This is a genomic window from Candidatus Symbiobacter mobilis CR (assembly GCF_000477435.1).
Classification (GTDB): Bacteria; Pseudomonadota; Gammaproteobacteria; order Burkholderiales; family Burkholderiaceae_C; genus Rhodoferax; species Rhodoferax mobilis.
The window spans coordinates 2,889,083-2,907,771 of sequence record NC_022576.1; the positions used below are offsets into that span (position 1 = coordinate 2,889,083).

An 18,689-nucleotide genomic window follows, 5' to 3' on the forward strand; every position below is an offset into this window, starting at 1 on the left:
GTACGCATCTAGGCGCTATGCCGGGCCGTTGGTTGTGGGGGCGGCGTCTGGCGCTCCTTTTTTTTCGAGCAATGGAGCAATGGCGCAATGGCGTATTGGTGCATTGATGCATTGGTGATGTCGCGATGAAAGTTCCTGCCGGACGGACCGGGTATTGGGATGAGGGGGCGCGTCTTCCCGTGCCAAAGGCTTCCATGGTGATGTTGGTCGGTGCGCTGGTTTGCCTGCTGGTCATGCTGGGCTACTTCGCGCAGTTCAGCTACCGCAACGCTGTCGAGGCTGTCGAGGTGGAAACACGCAACCTGACAGCCGTCATCGAGTCCCGGTTGTCGAGCGAGTTTTCCCGCGTCGATGGGATGCTGGCCTTTGTGGTGCGCGAGATTCGCGCTCGGCCTGCTTTGCTCCAATCCCCCCAGGACTTGGAAGAGCAATTGGCGCCGCGCATCGGTCAGATGGTGCGTACTTTTCCCGAGCTGTGCGGCATTTACATTTTTGATGCTGCCGGGGAGATGCGGCTGGCATCCACTCCCGGACAAGAGGCCTTCAATATTGCCGACCGTCCGCACTTTTTGGCGCTGCGGGACGATTCCCATGCCACCATTTCGTTTTCGGATCTCGTCGTTTCCCGGGCCACGCACCTGTGGTCGCTGGTGCATATGCGCAGCATCCGCGATGAGCAAGGTCGTTTTCTTGGTGTCGTTGCAGCGTCGATTCAGCTTGAGCGGCTCACTGTCATGTTCCGCACCCTCAATGTCGGTTCCACGGGGGTGACACAGCTTCGACGCAGCGACAACTTTCGGCTGATTGGGCAGATTCCGCAATTCGAGGCTGACCAGTACAACCAGGTCATTCCTCCCTCGCATCCCGTGCGCCAGCGCATCGAATCCGGTGAGAAAGGCGGAACACTCACCCTCATTGACCCTGCCGACGGCAAGAGCCGCATTGCCAGTTTTTTGCTACTGCCCCGCTTTCCTTTGTACGTCCAGGTTTCCATTTCCGAAGAAGATTACCTGGCGGGCTGGCGCCAACAGGCGACCATTGCAGCAGGGGTGGCGATAGTCCTGTTGTTTGTATTTGGCGCTGCCATTTGGCATTTGCACCGCACCACCAGCATCGCAGGCACTGCAGCGCGAAATTTGCGGTTGAGCGAAGCGCGGTTCCGGCATTTGGCGGAAAGCTCCCCTTCCGGCATTTGGCAGGCCGACAGCGAAGGCAGGCTTGCATACGTCAGCCCACGCTGGAGCGTCATTACGGGGATCGGCATTGAATCTGCGCGACAGTGGGGGTGGAATCGTGGCATCCATCCGGCGGATAGGGATCGGGTCGAGCTGGCATGGCAAGATACCGTGGCGCATAACGCGCTGTCGTTCCAGATGGAATTTCGCCTGCTACGCCCGGACGGCAGCGTAGTGTGGGTGCTGTGCCTGGCCACGTCGATCCGCGAAGAGGGGGATATCGCCCCGAGCTGGATCGGCACGTTCACCGACATCAGCCACCAGATTGCGATGCGGGAAGCCCTGCGCGCCAATGAGGATCTCAAAACCTCGATCCTTGATGCCGTTCCTGCGACGATCGCCGTGCTCGACTTTACCGGCAGGATCATCGAGACCAATGCGTGGTGGAGGCGCTACGCCAGCGACAACAGCCCGATGCCCACCGGTGCGGCCCCCAATACGCAGACGGGCGCCAACTATCTTGCCGTCTGCGACGCTGCCGGAAAAACCGATGACAACGCTGCCGCAGCCGCGCAGGGCATTCGCGATGTGATCGACGGGCGACAGGCGCGTTTCGACCTCGAATACCCCTGCCCCACACCTACCAAACAGCTTTGGTACGCCATGTGCGTCACTCCCCTGGGGACAGGGAGCCAGGGCGTAGTCGTATCGCACACAGACATTACCGAACGCCACGATGCCCATGAACGGCTGCGCAAAATTGCCTCGCACGTCCCCGGCATGGTGTACCAATACCAACGGTGGTCCGATGGGCGTCATGCCATGCCATACGCCAGCGATGGCATCGAGTCGGTTTTCGGGGTGTCTGCGCAGAGTGTGGTCGAGGACGCTACGCCGGTCTTCCGGTCCATCCATCCCGACGATTTGTCTATCCTGCAAGAGTCCATCGGCATATCGATGCGCGATTTGTCCCTCTGGCGCTCGCTGTTCCGCGTCCACCATCCCGATGGGCGGATGCTCTGGGCCGAGGGCGAATCCACGCCGGAGCTACAACCTGATGGCAGCGTAGTTTGGCATGGTTATATCCGCGACATCAGCGAGCGCAAACAGCTCGAAGACGCGTTGACCGCCGAGAGGGAACTCTTCGTCGGTGGGCCGGTGGGGGTGCTCGTCTGGCGTGCTGATGAACACTGGACTCTCGAATATGCCTCCGCCAATATCCATATCGTCATGGGGTACCAGGCTACCGAGATGACCGACACCGACTTCCGGTATGTCCGTTGCGTTCACCCGGACGATCTGGAACAGGTGGGGCAAGAGGTAGCCGGGTACTTGGCCGACCCCCAGTGCAAGACTTGGGAACAGCGTTACCGCATCGTCTGGCCGGATGGCAGCGTGCATTGGCTGTATGACTTCACCGTTGCAGAGCGGGACGCCAGCGGTCATCCGCTGCGCTTGCGTGGCTACGTTACGGATCAGACCGAACAACACAGGGCTTCACGTGCGCTAGAAGAGAACATGGCCACCCTGCAACTCGTCGTCGACACGATTCCCCAGGGCATTTTCTGGAAAGATCCCCATGGCCGTTATTTGGGATGCAACAGGGTTTTCTCCCACTTTGCGGGGATGACCGATCCCATCGACATCATTGGGCAGACCGACGCCGACCTTCGCTGGCCACCAACGATCGCCCAGGCGAACCGGGCGGACGACTACATCGTCCTCACGACGAACCGGCCCAAAATCAACGCAGTCGAACAATTTCCCACGGAATCCGGGGGATGCCGTTGGGTGCAGTCTTCGCGGCTTCCGTTGCGGGATCCTTCGGGACGCCCTTTCGCCGTGCTGGGGGTGTTCGAAGACATTACCGAACGGCAGCAGGCCGAGGCAGCCATCCGCCACAGCGAGCAACGGCTCAACCAGGCGCAACGCATGGCGCAGGTTGGCAATTGGGAGCTTGACGTACAGACCAATATCCTGACTTGGTCCGACGAAATCTTCCGCATCTTCGAGATCGATAAAGCGCGTTTCGGCGCGAGCTACGAGGCCTTTCTCAACATCATTCACCCTGATGACCGGGATCGAGTCCATGCTGCCTATACCCGCTCGCTCCAGACCAGGGAACCATACGGCATCGTCCATCGCCTGTTGTTGCCAGATGGGCGGGTCAAGCACGTTCGCGAACAGTGCGAAACCTACTTCGATAGCGACGGGAAAGCTTTGCGTTCCGTTGGCACGGTACAGGATGTCACCGACCGCACGCTGCTCGAACAGCAGCTTGTCGATGATCGGCAGCGGCTGACCAACATCCTCTGGGGTACCGGTGTGGGGACGTGGGAATGGAATGTGCAAACTGGGGAGATGCGATTCAACGAACGCTGGGCAGCGCTCATTGGTTACAAGCTGGAAGAGGTCGGCCCGCAAGACATCAATGCTTGGTTGCGGTTCGTGCATCCCGACGATCTGGCCGACAGCCAGCAAGCTTTGGACAGGCACTTTCGGGGCGAAAGCGAAGCCTACGAACACGAAGCGCGGATGCGCCACAAGGATGGCCGCTGGGTCTGGGTGCTCGACCGGGGGCGGGTCAACACCTGGACGCAAGACGGTCGTCCCCTGTGGATGGCGGGCACACACTACGACATTACGGCGCGCAAGGATGCGGAGGCGGCAATTCATGATTACGCCCAAGCATTGCTCCGCTCGAACAAGGAGCTGGAACAGTTCAGCTACAGCATTTCCCACGATATGCGCCAGCCGCTGCGGATGATTTCCAGCTATCTGCAATTGCTGCAACTAAGCCTGGGCGATTCCCTTGACGAAGAGAAGCGCACCTATTTCGGTTTCGCCGTCGATGGCGCCAAGCGCCTGGATTCGATGCTGATGGGGTTGCTCGAATACTCGCGCGTGGGGCGCAAAAGCGACCAGCGTTCGTGGGTCGATAGCCGCACTGTGCTGGACGATGCACTCCTCTTCTTGCGCCCGCTTATCGCGGAAGCGCAAGCGCACGTGCATATCGAAGGCGATTGGCCCAGGCTCTACACCAATCCGGACGAAATGCTGCGCCTGCTGCAGAACCTCGTTGCCAACGCCCTCAAATTTCGGATCGCCGAACGCCCGCCTGTCGTGGACATCGAAGGTACGGTGCGCGATGGGGTGTGGAAGCTGTGCGTGACCGATAACGGCGTCGGCATCGCGCCGGAACAGATCGGGCGGCTCTTCCAGGTCTTTCAGCGTCTGCAAAGCCGCGCCGATTACGAAGGCACGGGCATCGGGCTGGCGTTGTGCCGCAAGATCGTCGAACACCATGGGGGGCGTATCTGGGTTAGTTCCCCTGGGGAACGGCAAGGCAGCTCCTTCTGTTTTGACATTCCTCTGGCCGCCATGGAAGAGCAGGAGGCCGCGTGACCCCCAGCCAGCGCAACACCCTGGCCAACCTTGGCGTGGCCGTGGCCTACGCGGGTTCCGGCGCGGTGGGCTTGTGGCTGGGTGGGATGGTGCAGGGCAACGTCACCTTGTTGTGGCCTCCAGCCGGCGTGGCCCTTGCGTGTGCCTGTCTATACGGTATGCGTATTTGGCCTGGTCTTGCGCTGGGTGCCTTTGCGGCCACGGCATCGACAGCGGCACCGTTGTCTTTCGCACTGTGGACGGCGGTGACCAACCCTCTGCCCGCCATCGCAACCGGATGGATCGTTCGACGCTTCCACGGCGGGAAAGCTCCGGAACTGGATCAGGTCGGTATGGCGACTTTGCTGCTGGGCTTGGGCGCGCTGGTTACCCCGGCATTGGGTGCGCTGCTTGGCACTTGGGGCTTGTGGGTACATCACATGGTGGACGCAACGAATGGTTTCGGCGCGTGGGCATCCTGGTATGTCGGCGATGCCGTAGGGGCTGCATCCATCGCTCCCCTGCTGATATTGCTGTTACAACGGCGCTATGTGACCTGCCCCTGGCGCGAGCGCTTTGTGGAGATGTCGGTGTTCGGCCTGTTGCTGGCAGGGTTGGGGTACTGGATGGTCACGCACGACCTTGCCAACAGCCCCATGTTTGTTTTCGCTTTCGTTCTGACCGTCTGGGCGGCGCTGCGTTTTGGGGTGTTTGCCACCGTCATGCTGTCCGTGGTCATCAACGCATCTGTGATTGCCTCGACGCTGTCGCAGTCTGCAATGCTATTGCCGACTGCGCTGCTGCTGGGAACCTTGGGATTGACGCTGGAAATGTTGACGGTCAGCCTCACGGGGCTGATTCTTTCTATCGCCGTTTCCGAACGGGACCATGCGCAGCGTGCCCAGGCTGCCACCATCGAATCCTTGCGTCAAGATGCCGATGCGCTGGCGCAAACCAAAGAAGCGCTGGCCCAGGCCCACCAGGATTTGCGGCGCTTTGCCGAAGTCACCGCGCACCACCTGCAGGAACCTGCGCGCAGACTGGGGAGTTATGCGGCACGCCTGCAATCCCGTCTGGACGGAAAGATTGCTGACCCAGAAGTCGACATCAGCCTGCGATTCATCGTCGAACAGTCCACACGGCTGCAAGCACTGCTGCGGGATGTGGAACGGTACCTGGCTGCGGGAATGCCGCGTGGCGCGGTGGGGCGTTGTGAAGTTGCTCCCGTTCTCTCTCGCGTGCTCCAACGCATGGCGAATGCCATTGCCGCCGCCGGGGCTGCCGTGCATACCGTCGGCGCGCTGCCACCGGTGTGGATCGACGCGCCACGACTGGCCGATTTGTTTGAGGTCTTGCTCGACAACGCCTTACTACATGCTGGGTCAGTGCATGATCCCGTGCGTGCTACATTGCGCGTCACCATCGAAGGCGTGCTCGTCCAGGATGGTATGGCCCGCTACCACGTCAGCGACAACGGCCACGGCATTGAAGCGCAGTACCGGGAGCGCGTGTTTACGCCCTTCGAGCGGTTGTGCGCACACAGCAGTAGCACCGGCATCGGCCTCGCCATCGTTCGGCGCATTGCCGAAAACTGCGGAGGTCGGAGCTGGATCGAAGAATCCCCCGGCGGCGGCTGCCGCGTCGTATTCGAACTTCCTGCCCAATCCATTCCATGAGCATTTCTGCACATTCTTTCGTCATCCTGCTTGCGGAGGATGAACCCGCCGACGCGCATCTCGTTCGCGCAGCGTTGATCGAAAACCGCATCCTGGCGACCTTGCAACATGTCGTCGATGGCAGGCAGGTGCTGGAATATTTGCGGCAGGAAGGCGCCCAGTTCGCCAATGCTCCGCGACCCGATCTGATCTTGCTCGACTTGAATATGCCGAGGATGAACGGGCGCGAGTGCCTCGCCGCGATCAAGCAAGACCCTGCCTTGCGTGACATCCCGGTCGTCATCCTCACCACGTCCACCGTGGAGCGCGACGTCCTTGTCTCGTATGACTTGGGCGCGGCCGGGTACGTGACCAAGCCCGTAGACATTTCCCAATTCATCGATGCCGTCCGCAACCTGGGCGATTACTGGATCAAGCTCGTTCGTCTGCCACGACAACTGTGATTTGCGATTCGTGCCTGCGATTCGTGCTTGCGATTCGTGATTACCACGGTGCCTTTCCCACGATGTATTCCTCATGAGTGCTGCAACCCCCAACCTCCTCAATCCCCACCCCACGGTACTCGTCATTGAAGACGAACCCGGGGATGCGCACCTGATACGCAGGCAGCTCTTGGCCCTTGCGCAGGATGCGTACCTGGTGCATCTGGCCCGCTCGATGGCGGAGGCACGTGCGCTGATTGACCAGCAAGGGCTGCGCCCCGACGTGGTGTTGTTGGATCTGAACCTGCCGGATTCGCACGGTATCGACACCGTGGAGAGTTGCCGGTTGCTTGTCGAAGCGCCGATCATCGTGCTCACCGGCCTCGATGACACCTTGGCTACGCAGTCGGCCATCCAGTCTGGCGCAGAGGACTATCTCACCAAAGGTTGCGAGGTACATGCATTGCATCGTGCAGTGCGCTATGCCATGTTGCGCCACCTGCGCGATGCCGATGCCCGCCTTGCCGCAACGGTCTTTGCCCACGCCCGCGAGAGCATCGTCATTACCGACACGCAGGGAATGATCGTCGATGTGAACGCCACCTTCACGCAAGTCACCGGGTTTTCCCGCGAGGAAGCCTTGGGCCGCACTCCGCGCATCCTCAAATCCGGGTGCCACGGTCCGGATTTTTATGCGGTGCTTTGGGGCCGTTTGCTGGAGACAGGACATTGGGTCGGCGAGGTATGGAACCGGCGCAAGGATGGCGTGGTGTACGTTGCCTCGCTCACGATCAGCGCGGTATATGACGGGCGAGGCAAGGTGCGCCATTACGTGGGTTTGTCCGCCGACATCACTTTGCAAAAGGAAAACGAAAAACAGCTCAAGTACATCGCACACCACGATGCGCTCACGCGCATGCCCAACCGGGTGTTGCTGGCAGACCGGATGCAGTTGGCCATGGCCCAATCCCAGCGCCGCAAGCTGGAGCTTGCCGTTGTGTACATCGATCTCGACGGGTTCAAGGCCATCAACGATCAGCGTGGGCACCAGGCTGGGGATCAATTGCTCATCACCGTAGCCGACCGGATGAAGCTTGTATTGCGAGAGGGGGACACACTCGCCCGGCTGGGAGGGGACGAATTCGTTGCACTGTTGACCGACTTGAGTGATCGCAGCGGCTGCGAATCCCTGACTGCACGCCTGCTCCAGGTCGCGGCAGAACCGGTGTTGCTTGATGGGGTCACGCTGCAAGTCACGGCCAGCGTGGGAGTCACGTTCTTTCCCCAGCCTGAAGACGTCGATGCAGACCAACTGCTTCGTCAGGCTGATCAAGCGATGTACCAGGCCAAGCTCAGTGGCAAGAACAGGGTTCACTACTTTGATATCACCTCGGATTTGGTGGCCCGTGGCCACTACGCGGGGATTGATCGCATCCGTGAAGCGATGACTTCCAACGAGCTGGTGCTGTACTACCAGCCCAAGGTGGATATGCGTACAGGCGTCGTCGTTGGCATCGATGCGCAGCCGTTCTGGAAGCATCCACAGCGTGGCTTGTTGCCGTATGGCTCTTTCCAGGGCGTCATTGAAGACCATCCTTTGGCGGTATCTCTCGGTGAATGGGCCATCGGCGGCGTGCTACAGCAGTTGCAGACATGGCAGGAGCAGGGGGTGGAGCTGCCCATCAGCGTCAACGTCGGCGCACGCCAGTTGCAACAGTCGTACTTTGTCGATCGGCTCAAACGCTTGCTGGCCGCGTACCCGGACGTTCCAGCGCACCGCCTGGAACTCGAAGTGCTGGAAAGCGTGGCCTTGCTCGACCTGCAGCAGCTCTCCGATGTGATGCAAGGCTGCCGTGCGTTGGGCGTGTCGTTTGCGCTCGATGACTTTGGTTCGGGGTACTCCTCGTTGACGTACCTCAAACGTTTGCCCATCGCGATGATCAAGGTCGATGCCAACTTTGTGCGCGATATGCTTTTCGATGCAGAAGACCTTGCCATCCTGGGTGGGCTGATGGCGCTGGCGCGCGCATTTCGTCGCCAAGTCGTTGCCCAGGGGGTTTCCACGGTGGAACAGGGAACGATGCTGCTGTTGCTGGGCTGCGAAGTCGTCCAGGGCGACTTCATCTCTTCCCCTCTGCCAGCAGATGCAGTACCCGGATGGATCGCCCAGTGGCGAACCCCGCCGGTCTGGGCGAACCATCCCAATGCGGGGTGGGACAAACTTCCCCTCGTTTGTGCCGACGTCGAACATCGTTCTTGGGTGCGGGCCATCGAAGAAGGGTTGGCGGCAAAACGAGCCTTGCCTGACACGATCGATGTGCATTCCTGTCGTCTGGGCGGTTGGCTCGAAGAACGCAAGCGTGCCGGGTATAGTGCTTTCGCTCTCCTCGACGTGATCGGTGGGATGCACGAGGAGTTGCACCGCATGGCCAACGAGATCATCTCCAGACCCGTGTTCGATTCCCAGGATCAGCTCGACGAGCGGCTTGCCGCGCTGCACCAGCTCAGCGCGGAACTGGGTGCCCACGTGCTGGAATTGCTCCATGAGTTTTGAAAGAAATACGCCCCCTGCGGCCAGGGGATATTCAGCCAGGGGAGCGAGAACCAAGGGGCATCGGGTCGTTCGCATTCTCCTGGTGGAAGATGAACCCGGTGATGCCCACCTCATGCATTTGGCCTTGCGCCAGAGCGGGTTTGGCCCGGAGCTACATTGCGTGCATGATGGGCGTGCGGCCCTCGAATGGCTACAAGGGCACCTTCAGGGACGCGCAGGGTGCTTTCGGCCCGACTTGGTCTTGATCGACCTCAAAATGCCTGGGATGGGCGGCCTGGATACCTTGCGGGAAATCAAGGCAGTCGATGCGTTGCGTGCCATTCCTGTGGTGGTCGTCACTACCTCGGGGTTGGAATCCGATGTCCATGGCGCTTACGCGTTGGGTGCAGCCGGCTACGTGGCCAAGCCGGTGGACATGGGTGCTTTCGTCTCAGCGATGGCGACGTTGTGTGCCTACTGGTGTCAACTCGTACGCCTGCCGGAGTACACCGCATGACAGACCGTGCGACGTGGGCAGCACTGCGCCGCGTAGGCACCCGTACCTTGCAGCATCCGGCGGCTGCATGGGTCATCTTGCTGAGTTCCCTGGTGCTGACTGTGGTGGCGTGGTACACGTCCGACCATTTCATGCGCCAGAAGGCAGCAGACCGGTTCCAGTTCCAGGTGCTCGACCTCAAGACGGCCATCGACCGGCGCATGCTCGAATACCAGACGGCCTTGCGCGCCGGTTTGGGGCTGTTCCTTGCATCCGAGCATGTAGCGCGCCAGGAATGGAAGGTGTTCACGCATGCGCTGCAAGTCACCAACATCTTTCCCGGCATCCAGGGGTATGGGTATTCGGAGGTCGTTCACCATCGGGAACGCAGGTTGCATGAAGCCGCCGTCCGCTCCGACGGCTTTCCCGATTACCGGATCATCCCCGAAGGGGAACGCGATTTCTACACGTCGATCGTCTATCTGGAACCCTTCAACCCCCGGAACCAGCGTGCGTTTGGCTACGACATGTTTACCGAGGAAGTTCGCCGTAACGCGATGGAACGTGCGCGCGATACGGGTCGTCCAGCCCTGTCCGGCAGGGTGCGCCTGCTGCAGGAGACCGAGAGCGATGTGCAGCACGGGGTGTTGATGTACTTGCCTGTCTACCGCACAGGCTTGGAACACGATACCGTGGCCCAGCGGCGCAACGCCTTGCAAGGGTTCGTCTACGCGCCCTTTCGGATGCGTGACCTGATGCAAGGCATTTTGGGCCCGCACCAGGTCGAGACCGAGTTCGCAATCTATGACGGAATGACGCAAACGGCTGCAACGGTGTTGTACCAGTCCAATGCAGAACCTGTCCCGCCCAGCTTGCAGTTCGATCAGACCATTCCCCTCGAAGTTGCCGGGCGCACTTGGACGCTGCGCGTCTATGCCAGCGACCGCTTTATCTCACAAGCCGAAGAGAGCCAGCCGCTGATCATCGCGGCCTGCGGGGTCGTCGTCGATTTGCTGCTTTTCTTGACCATCGGGTCGATTGCCCACCAGCACAAGCGTGCTGTGGCCTTGGCTGACGCGATGACGGTCGATTTGCGACGCTCGAACGCTGATCTGACGCAGTTTGCCTATGCAGCGTCGCACGATCTGCGCCAGCCCTTGCGCATGGTGTCAAGCTACCTGCAACTGTTGGAATCCGACCTGGCTCCCCTGATGACCGACCGGGTGCGTGATCACCTGCACTTTGCCATCGACGGATCGCATCGCATGGATCAAATGTTGCGCGCCCTGTTGGACTATGCCTGCGTGGGGCAGCAACCCTTTCCCACCACGACTTTCGATAGCCGTTCCTTGCTGGAAGAAGCGCTGCGGTACCTGCAACCGGATATTGACGATGCCCACGCCGCCGTGCGTATCGAAGGGGTATGGCCTACTGTCTTGGCGCGGCGGGACGATATCGTTCGCCTCTGGCAAAACCTGGTCGGCAATGCGGTGAAATATCGTATTGCTGGGCGCGCGCCATCCATCGTCGTGTCCGCAGCCATCGAAGGCGTCACGGCGCATTTCCGTGTCCAAGACAACGGCGTCGGGCTGCTGCCCGGCCAACAGGATCGCCTATTCAAAGTGTTCGAGCGCATGCATTCGCGAGAAAAATACCCCGGAATGGGCATGGGATTGGCGCTATGCCGCAAGATCGTCGAGTACCACGGCGGTGCGATTTGGGTAGAGTCTGCGGGCGAAGACCAAGGCTCCACCTTCCATTTCACGTTGCCAATGCGTGCTGCCAGCATGGCGTAACCGCACACGTGCAGCACATTTTTTCCCCCGTATTGCCACCAAGGATCGCCATGAAGGCCTGGACAGGAGCATCCCGAGATCGCTGGTCAATCCTCGTCGTAGAGGATGACCCTGGAGACTTCGAACTGCTGCGCACGGCGCTGACAGCTCCTGGCGCACTGGTCGTGCTGCGGCCCGACGCCATCGTCTGGGCGCGTACCCTCAAGGAAGCCATCGCCGCAGCACGCCAAGCTCCTCCCAGCGCGGTGTTACTCGACCTTTCGCTGCCGGATTCTGCTGAGGGACATACGGTGCAGCTCATGCGCGCTGCGGCCCCGGAATTGCCCATCGTCGTACTCACCGGCCATGATGATCTCAGCCTCGTGGCCCAGGCGCTCGAAGCTGGCGCGCAGGATTACCTGGTCAAGGATCACTATCACGGCGATACCTTGCACCGGACGATCCGCCACGCCATCATTCGCCACGAACTCGAACGCAAGGTGTCGCTGGATCAAGAACGCTTCCGCGACTTTGCCAGCGCCAACTCGGACTGGTGGTTCTGGGAGATCGACGCGCAACTGCGTTTCACATGGTTCTCTCCGAATGTGGAGCAGGTGGTAGGCCGCCCGATCGACAGGATGTTGGGCAAACAGTTTCAGGAACTGGCGCAGCCCATTTCGGACGACGAGCGCAAAGTGTGGGAACGGCACCGGCTGGACTTGGCCCATCAGCGGCCATTCAAGCAATTCGAGTATTGCGTGGCGCTGCTTGATGGCTCGCTACAGTGGTTGAGCATCAGCGGCGTGCCGATCTTCGACCACACCGGCGCATTTCGGGGATACCGGGGAACAGGGATCAACGTTACCCGGCGCAAACTGGCCGACGAAGAACTCCACCGCAACGAGCGCACCTTGGTGGCTGCCATCGAAGCCGTCGACGAAGCGTTTGTGCTCTACGACGCAGAAGATCGCATGATCTTCTGCAACGAGAAATTCCGTGCCCTGCATGCAGCTTCTGTCGATCTCATCGCCCCTGGCGTGCGGTATGAAGACTTCTTGCGCGCGGGAGCCTGGCGCGGCCAGTACCCCGAAGCCATCGGAAGGGTCGACGCCTGGGTGGCCGAACGCATGGCCGAGCACCGGCAGCCGGAGCTGGATCAAATCCAGCGCACCTCTGCGGGCCGGTGGATGCGCACCATCGAACGCAAGACGATCGACCGGCACACCGTGGGTTTCCGCATCGACGTCACTGCGCTGTACCACGCCAAGGAAGCCGCCGAAGCCGCCAACATTGCCAAGAGCCGATTTTTGGCAACGATGAGTCACGAGATTCGCACCCCGATGAACGGCATCATGGGCATGGCGCAGCTCCTGCTCAAGTCTGACCCCGACAAGGATCAGTGGCGCAGCTATGCGCGTTCGATCCTTTCTTCGGGGCAGGCGCTGTTGATGTTGCTCAACGACATTCTCGACCTCTCCCGCATTGAGGCAGGCCGCCTGACTTTGGAGTCGGTCGTCCTCCAGCCCGAGATCATCTTGCGTGAAACGCGCGACCTGTTTGGCGCGGCAGCGATGGGCAAGCGCCTACGGCTGCAATACCGCTGGAATGGCCCCGAAAGGCAACTCTATCGCTCTGACGCATACCGCATCCAGCAAATGCTCTCCAACCTGGTGGGGAACGCGATCAAATTCACCCAGCATGGCTTTATAAGCATTGAGGCAACGGAAGCCGAGCGACACGCTGACATAGCCGTCCTGGAGTTTGCGGTGAGTGATTCGGGCATTGGTGTTCCTGCCGACAAACTGGGCCTGCTTTTCAAACCCTTTTCGCAGGCCGATAGCACCACGACGCGCCAGTTTGGGGGGGCAGGTCTGGGGCTTTCCATCGTCTCCAATCTGGCCAAGGCCATGGGTGGGGATGTGGGCGTGCAAAGCGCCCCCGGGCAAGGCTCGCGCTTCTGGTTCCGGTTGCGCATGCAGGTCGTCGGCGAAGCCGAAGAGACTGCCTGGTATACGCAGCTTGCGGCCCACGACTCGCAGGAGGTATCAGGGTCGTTGCGCGGCTATGTCACCGTGGTGGAAGATAACCTCGTCAACTGCATGGTGATCGAGGAAATGTTGGTGCTGCTGGGCGTCAACGTCGCCGTGTACCACGATGGGCAGCAGGCCGTGGAGGCCATCCGCCAAGGTACGCAAACCGACGTCATCCTCATGGATTTGCAAATGCCCATTCTCGACGGGTACGAGGCTACCAAACAGATTCGGGAATGGGAACAGGAACATGACTTACCCCGGCGGCCCATCGTCGCGCTCACTGCCGATATCTTCGCTGGGGAGGAACGCCGGTGCTTTGACTGCGGCATGGATGACCTCCTTACCAAACCCTTGGGTTTGGACGGATTGGCTACGGCGCTGCGCCGCTGGCTACCGCTACGGTCTTTGGCGGATGAAGACTGAGTCGGCGTGACGAATCGTTGCGCCTGTGTACGCTTGTCAGGTTTTCGGGGGCTACACGTATACTCATTCGATGCCCGACGCCCCATCCTGAACGCTTACTGTTTGGGTGGACGCTGCGCAGAACCACTGTGTGTCATGACCCTCCTTTCCAGCTTTTGTGGTTCCCCAGTCGGCGCTTTCGGTGCGATGGGGCCGTGGGTCGCCGTGGTTCTTTGGGCGGGCTGTTCCCCGTGATGGTGTCGTGATGGATTCCGTCGCGCTTCAACGTCGCTACGTCATCGGCATGGGGGCTTCTGCCGGTGGGCTGGAAGCCTTGACGCAGCTCGTTGCCGAACTTCCTACCGAATCCGGGTCGATCTTCGTCGTTGCGCAGCATTTGTCTGCGTCGCACCGCAGCATGATGTCGGAATTGCTTGCGCACCAGACAACGCTGGCTGTGCGCGAGATCGTCGCCGACGAAATTCCCCTTCCCAACATCGTTTACACCGTTCCTGCCGGGACGAACCTGGTGTTTCGCGAGGGACGTTTCCACCTGGAAACCCCGCCTCCGGAAGTCGTCCCCAAGCCATCGATCAACCTGCTCTTCGAATCGATGGCGCAGGAGTTTGGCGCAGGCGCCGTCGGCATCGTCCTTTCGGGAACGGGGTCGGACGGTACTGCCGGTTTGCAAGCCATCAAGGCGGCGGGAGGCATGACTTTCGTCCAGACCCCGGAATCCGCCAAGTACGACGGCATGCCGAGGTCCGCCATCGAAGCTGGCGTCGCGGACTACGTGGCGCCGCCGGTCGAAATCAGCCACGTGCTCGATCACTTGCTCCGGCTTCCCGCAGAATCGACCTTCCCGGCGGGCAAGCCTGAAGAGCATCGCGTCACCTTCGCTGATCTGCTCGAAAAGGTCCGCCAGCATACGCAAATCGATTTTTCGAGCTACAAGCCGGCAACGGTGCAGCGGCGCCTGCAACGCCGGATGAACACCACCAAGACCTTCACGCTGGAGGCCTACCTGGCTTACGTCGATACGCACCCCGACGAGCTGGACGCCCTTGCGCACGAAGCCTTGATTTCTGTCACCGAGTTCTTCCGCAATCCTGAGGCGTTTCGCGCCCTGCAGCCGCATCTGTTGGACATCGTCGAGCAAAAGGTGCCGGACGACGAACTGCGGGTGTGGGTGGTCGGTTGCGCATCCGGGGAAGAGGCCTACTCCATGGCCATTCTCTGCATGGAAGTGATCGCGGCTGTGGGCAAGCCCCTGCGGCTCAATGTTTTTGCCACCGATATTGATAACGATGCGCTGGCGTTGGCGCGGCGTGGGTACTACGGAAAGAGTGCCTTGGCAGAACTGCCCGGTCCCTATCTGGAACGCTACTTCCAGCCGCACAACAAGGGTTACGAGGTGTCCAAGGCGCTGCGGGACTGTGTTGCCTTCGCCAGGCAGGACATCACGACCGACCCCGCCTTTCCCAAGCTCGACCTCGTCTCGTGCCGCAATGTCCTGATCTATTTCAACAACGACCTGCAAGCCAAGGTGCTGGCCAATATCCACCGGTGCTTGTTGGAGCACGGGCTGCTGTTTCTCGGGCACTCCGAGACGATCCATCAGCAGGAAACGCTGTTTTTGACTATTGACAACTACGCCAAGATCTTCCGTTCGCGCGGTGCCGTTGCGGTTCCGACGACGTCCAAGATCATCCGTGGTCAGCTCAAGCGTAGTGCTGATAGCCTACGCAACTATGCGTCGTCGCAAGAATCGGCTTTTTTGGGGGCATTGTCCGAGCGAGTCGGCACGTTGCTGCTCATCGACGGCAGCTTCAAAATTTTGCACACCCATGGGGATGTCGGCCATTTCATCAGCTTTCCCAGTGGTACCCCGGAGCTGCATCTTGCCCGCCTGATCGTCCCGGAGTTCAGCGCGGAGGTATCGACGACGTTGTACCGTGCGCAGCGCCGCAAGGTCACGGCGTTTAGCCGCAGTTGCGCGATTTCTTCGCTGGATGATGCGGTATGGCGGCTCGTGATCCATCCACTGGGGCTGCGCGCAGACCAGGAGCTATTCCTCGTCGTCTTCGAGCCTGCGGATCACCCCTCGCCGCCCATTTCCGAGGAAGATGCCGAAGTGGGCGATGCGGCCATGCAGGCAGAGCAGTCCATGGCCTACGAATTGGCCCTGGCCCGCGAGCGCTTGCAGACGATGGCCGAGGACTTGAGCGCGTACAAGGAGGAAATGTCCGCGCTCACCGAGGAATTGCAGACCTCCAACGAAGAGCTTCAGGCATCGAACGAAGAGCTGATCAGCGCCAACGACGAAAGTCAGCACAAGTCTGCCGAACTCGCTGCGATCAACAGCGACTTTGAAAGCCTGTTCAATACCTTGGAATTCCCCGTTCTGCTGCTGGACAACCAGCTCCAGCTCAAGCGTGCCAACGGGGCAGCCATGCGGCATTACGCCTTGTCGATGTCATCGACGGGGCAGCATTTTGCGCAGCTTGATTTGCCTTACCACCTGCGCCAGCTTGAAACCCAGATCGGCAACGTCGTTTTTCATGCCGCTCGGGAGAGCATCACGGTAGATGGGGAAGATCGTGTCTACCAAGTCTTCATCACTCCGGTGGTGACGGGTTATCCACCCATAGCGCAGGGGGTGGTATTGGCCGTGGTGGACGAAACGGAACTGGTGACCGCGCAGCAAAAAACCACGGAGAGTGAAGAACGTCTGCGTTCGATCATGCATCACTCGATGTCGCTGGTCTCGGTCAAGGATGCCACCGGGTGCTACGAATTTATCAACCACCGTTTTGAAACGATCTTCGGCCTGCATGCCGAAGACGTGTTGGGCAAAACGGATCAGCAGATCTTTGGCTTGGAACTCGGTCAGAAACTGCGTGCGGGCGATCTGGACGTCATGCTCAAGCTGGCCGCGATCGAAACGACCGAGGAGATCGCCTTGCCAACGGCGACGCTGTGGCTCAACAGCATTCGCTTCCCCATCTTCGATGCTGGTGGCAACCTCCGTTCGGTATGCACCCAGTCCCAGGACATTACCTACCGGCACGACGCGGACTTGCAGTTGCGACTGGCTTCGAGCGTCTTCGAACGCGCCGGGGAAGCCATCGTCATCACCGACGCCAAAGCCCGCATCTTGCGCGTCAACGAGGCTTTCACCAAAATCACGGGCTATGCGGCCGAAGAGGTGGTGGGACAAAATCCCCGCGTCCTCAAATCTGGCAGACATCTGCCACAGTTTTACGAGTCCATGTGGCACAGCCTGACCGAGCAAGGTTCCTGGCAAGGGGAAATCGTCAACCGGCGTCGTAGCGGGGATGTCTACCCTGAATGGTTGACGATCAATGCGGTCAAGAACGACCAAGAGCAGATCGTCCACTTCGTCGCCATATTCAGCGACATCTCTGCGCTCAAAAGTTCGCAGCAACGCATCGAATTCCTGGCAACCCACGACGAGCTTACGGGCTTGCCCAATCGGAGCTTGCTCAATGATCGGCTCCGGCAAGCCTTGTTTTTGGCGCAGCGCCAGACGCATAAGCTCGCCGTGCTGTTCATCGACCTCGACAATTTCAAGACGATCAACGATGGGCTGGGGCACGATGTGGGCGATGGCCTGCTCAAACAGGTGGCGCAGCGCTTGCGGCAGTGCATTCGCGAGGCCGACACGCTGGCGCGCCTGGGTGGCGACGAGTTCGTTGCGCTGTTGCCTGCCGTACATCTTGAAGAAGTCAACCAGATCGCAGCACGCATCATCGACAACATGGCTACCGCCTTCACCGTCGATGCCAATGTGTTGCACGTATCCGCCAGCATTGGCATCAGCGTCTACCCCGAGGACGGGGACGACACCGTCAGCCTGCTGCGCAATGCCGATACGGCCATGTACCGCGCCAAAGATCGGGGGCGGAACCAGTACCAGTTCTTCGTCGAAGAAATGAAAGTGCTGGCCCTGCAGAGGATGGCGATGGAAACAGGCTTGCGCTCTGCGTTGGAACACGACCGGCTGTATATGGTCTACCAGCCCAAAGTGGACCTGCGTACCGGTCAGGCGATTGCTGCCGAGGCGTTGTTACGGTGGAAAGATCCCATACTGGGCGATGTGCCTCCCTCGCAGTTCATCCCCATCGCAGAAAACTGCGGGCTGATCGATGCCGTGGGGAACCGTGTCCTTGACATGGTCTTGCGGCAAATCGCACGCTGGCGCGAGCAAGGTCTGCAAGTTCCGCGCATCTCGATCAACGTTTCCGCGCACCAGTTGCGTGATCCAGACTTCGTGCAGCACCTCATCGCCCGTCTGGAGTACCTCCACGTTCCTGCATCGAATATCGGCATCGAACTCACGGAAAGCGTGTTGATGCAGCGTATTGATGTCGTGCGTGAACGGCTCATCCAACTGGCCGCACTGGGTACGACCCTGAGCGTCGATGACTTTGGCACGGGGTATTCCTCGCTTGCGTACCTGCGTAAGCTCCCCTTGCACGAGCTGAAGGTGGATCGCAGCTTCGTGGATGGCATCGCCGTCGAACGCGATGACCGGTCTATCGCCAAGACGATCATCGACATGGCGCACGCGCTGGGGTTGCAGGTCGTTGCAGAGGGTGTGGAAACGCAGGAGCAGCTCCAAGTCCTCGAACAGGATGGTTGCGATGTCGTCCAAGGCTATCTGTATCACCGGCCCATGGGGGCGGCAGAATTCGAGAAGCTCCTTGCTGCTCCCAGCGTGTCCTTCGATACCGAGGCCTGACTCCGCTACTTTCTGCACTCCTTGCATC

The 18,689-nt window shown here is 60.2% G+C and carries 8 protein-coding genes; all 8 read left to right on the forward strand.

Features of this window, described 5'->3' with window-relative positions:
* The first annotated feature begins 125 nt into the window (after window positions 1–125).
* The gene (locus tag CENROD_RS12755) at window positions 126–4,580 is read left to right on the forward strand and encodes a PAS domain-containing protein (RefSeq protein ID WP_051360389.1); all 4,455 of its coding nucleotides are present in this window, start codon (window positions 126–128) and stop codon (window positions 4,578–4,580) included.
* On the forward strand, window positions 4,577–6,235 hold the full coding sequence (locus CENROD_RS12760) for an MASE1 domain-containing protein (RefSeq protein WP_022776619.1): 1,659 nt from the start codon (window positions 4,577–4,579) through the stop codon (window positions 6,233–6,235). Before CENROD_RS12755 ends, CENROD_RS12760 begins: the two co-directional genes overlap by 4 nt.
* The gene (locus tag CENROD_RS11855; RefSeq protein WP_022776620.1) at window positions 6,232–6,678 is read left to right on the forward strand and encodes a response regulator; all 447 of its coding nucleotides are present in this window, start codon (window positions 6,232–6,234) and stop codon (window positions 6,676–6,678) included. The genes CENROD_RS12760 and CENROD_RS11855 overlap by 4 nt, the downstream gene beginning before the upstream one ends.
* A gap of 73 nt (window positions 6,679–6,751) precedes the next feature.
* Entirely contained in the window at window positions 6,752–9,211 is a 2,460-nt protein-coding gene (locus tag CENROD_RS11860) for an EAL domain-containing protein (RefSeq protein WP_022776621.1), read from the forward strand.
* A complete protein-coding gene (locus tag CENROD_RS11865; protein ID WP_022776622.1) occupies window positions 9,201–9,707 on the forward strand; it encodes a response regulator in 507 nt (168 codons plus the stop codon). The genes CENROD_RS11860 and CENROD_RS11865 overlap by 11 nt, the downstream gene beginning before the upstream one ends.
* Complete coding sequence (locus tag CENROD_RS13755; RefSeq protein WP_022776623.1) at window positions 9,704–11,482, forward strand: CHASE domain-containing protein; 1,779 nt, start codon at window positions 9,704–9,706, stop codon at window positions 11,480–11,482. Before CENROD_RS11865 ends, CENROD_RS13755 begins: the two co-directional genes overlap by 4 nt.
* A gap of 50 nt (window positions 11,483–11,532) precedes the next feature.
* Entirely contained in the window at window positions 11,533–13,917 is a 2,385-nt protein-coding gene (locus CENROD_RS12770; protein WP_022776624.1) for a response regulator, read from the forward strand.
* Between the two features lie 244 nt (window positions 13,918–14,161).
* Window positions 14,162–18,661, forward strand: coding sequence for an EAL domain-containing protein (locus CENROD_RS11880; protein ID WP_022776625.1), 4,500 nt, complete (start codon window positions 14,162–14,164; stop codon window positions 18,659–18,661).
* Window positions 18,662–18,689: the final 28 nt, after the last annotated feature.

Excerpts from the sequence above, each read along its gene's own strand:
- CENROD_RS12755 (WP_051360389.1), top strand. The coding sequence starts at position 126 with ATGAAAGTTCCTGCCGGACGGACCGGGTATTGGGATGAGGGGGCGCGT.
- CENROD_RS11855 (WP_022776620.1), top strand. The coding sequence starts at position 6,232 with ATGAGCATTTCTGCACATTCTTTCGTCATCCTGCTTGCGGAGGATGAA.
- CENROD_RS11860 (WP_022776621.1), top strand. The coding sequence starts at position 6,752 with ATGAGTGCTGCAACCCCCAACCTCCTCAATCCCCACCCCACGGTACTC.
- CENROD_RS11865 (WP_022776622.1), top strand. The coding sequence starts at position 9,201 with ATGAGTTTTGAAAGAAATACGCCCCCTGCGGCCAGGGGATATTCAGCC.
- CENROD_RS13755 (WP_022776623.1), top strand. The coding sequence starts at position 9,704 with ATGACAGACCGTGCGACGTGGGCAGCACTGCGCCGCGTAGGCACCCGT.
- CENROD_RS12770 (WP_022776624.1), top strand. The coding sequence starts at position 11,533 with ATGAAGGCCTGGACAGGAGCATCCCGAGATCGCTGGTCAATCCTCGTC.
- CENROD_RS11880 (WP_022776625.1), top strand. The coding sequence starts at position 14,162 with ATGGATTCCGTCGCGCTTCAACGTCGCTACGTCATCGGCATGGGGGCT.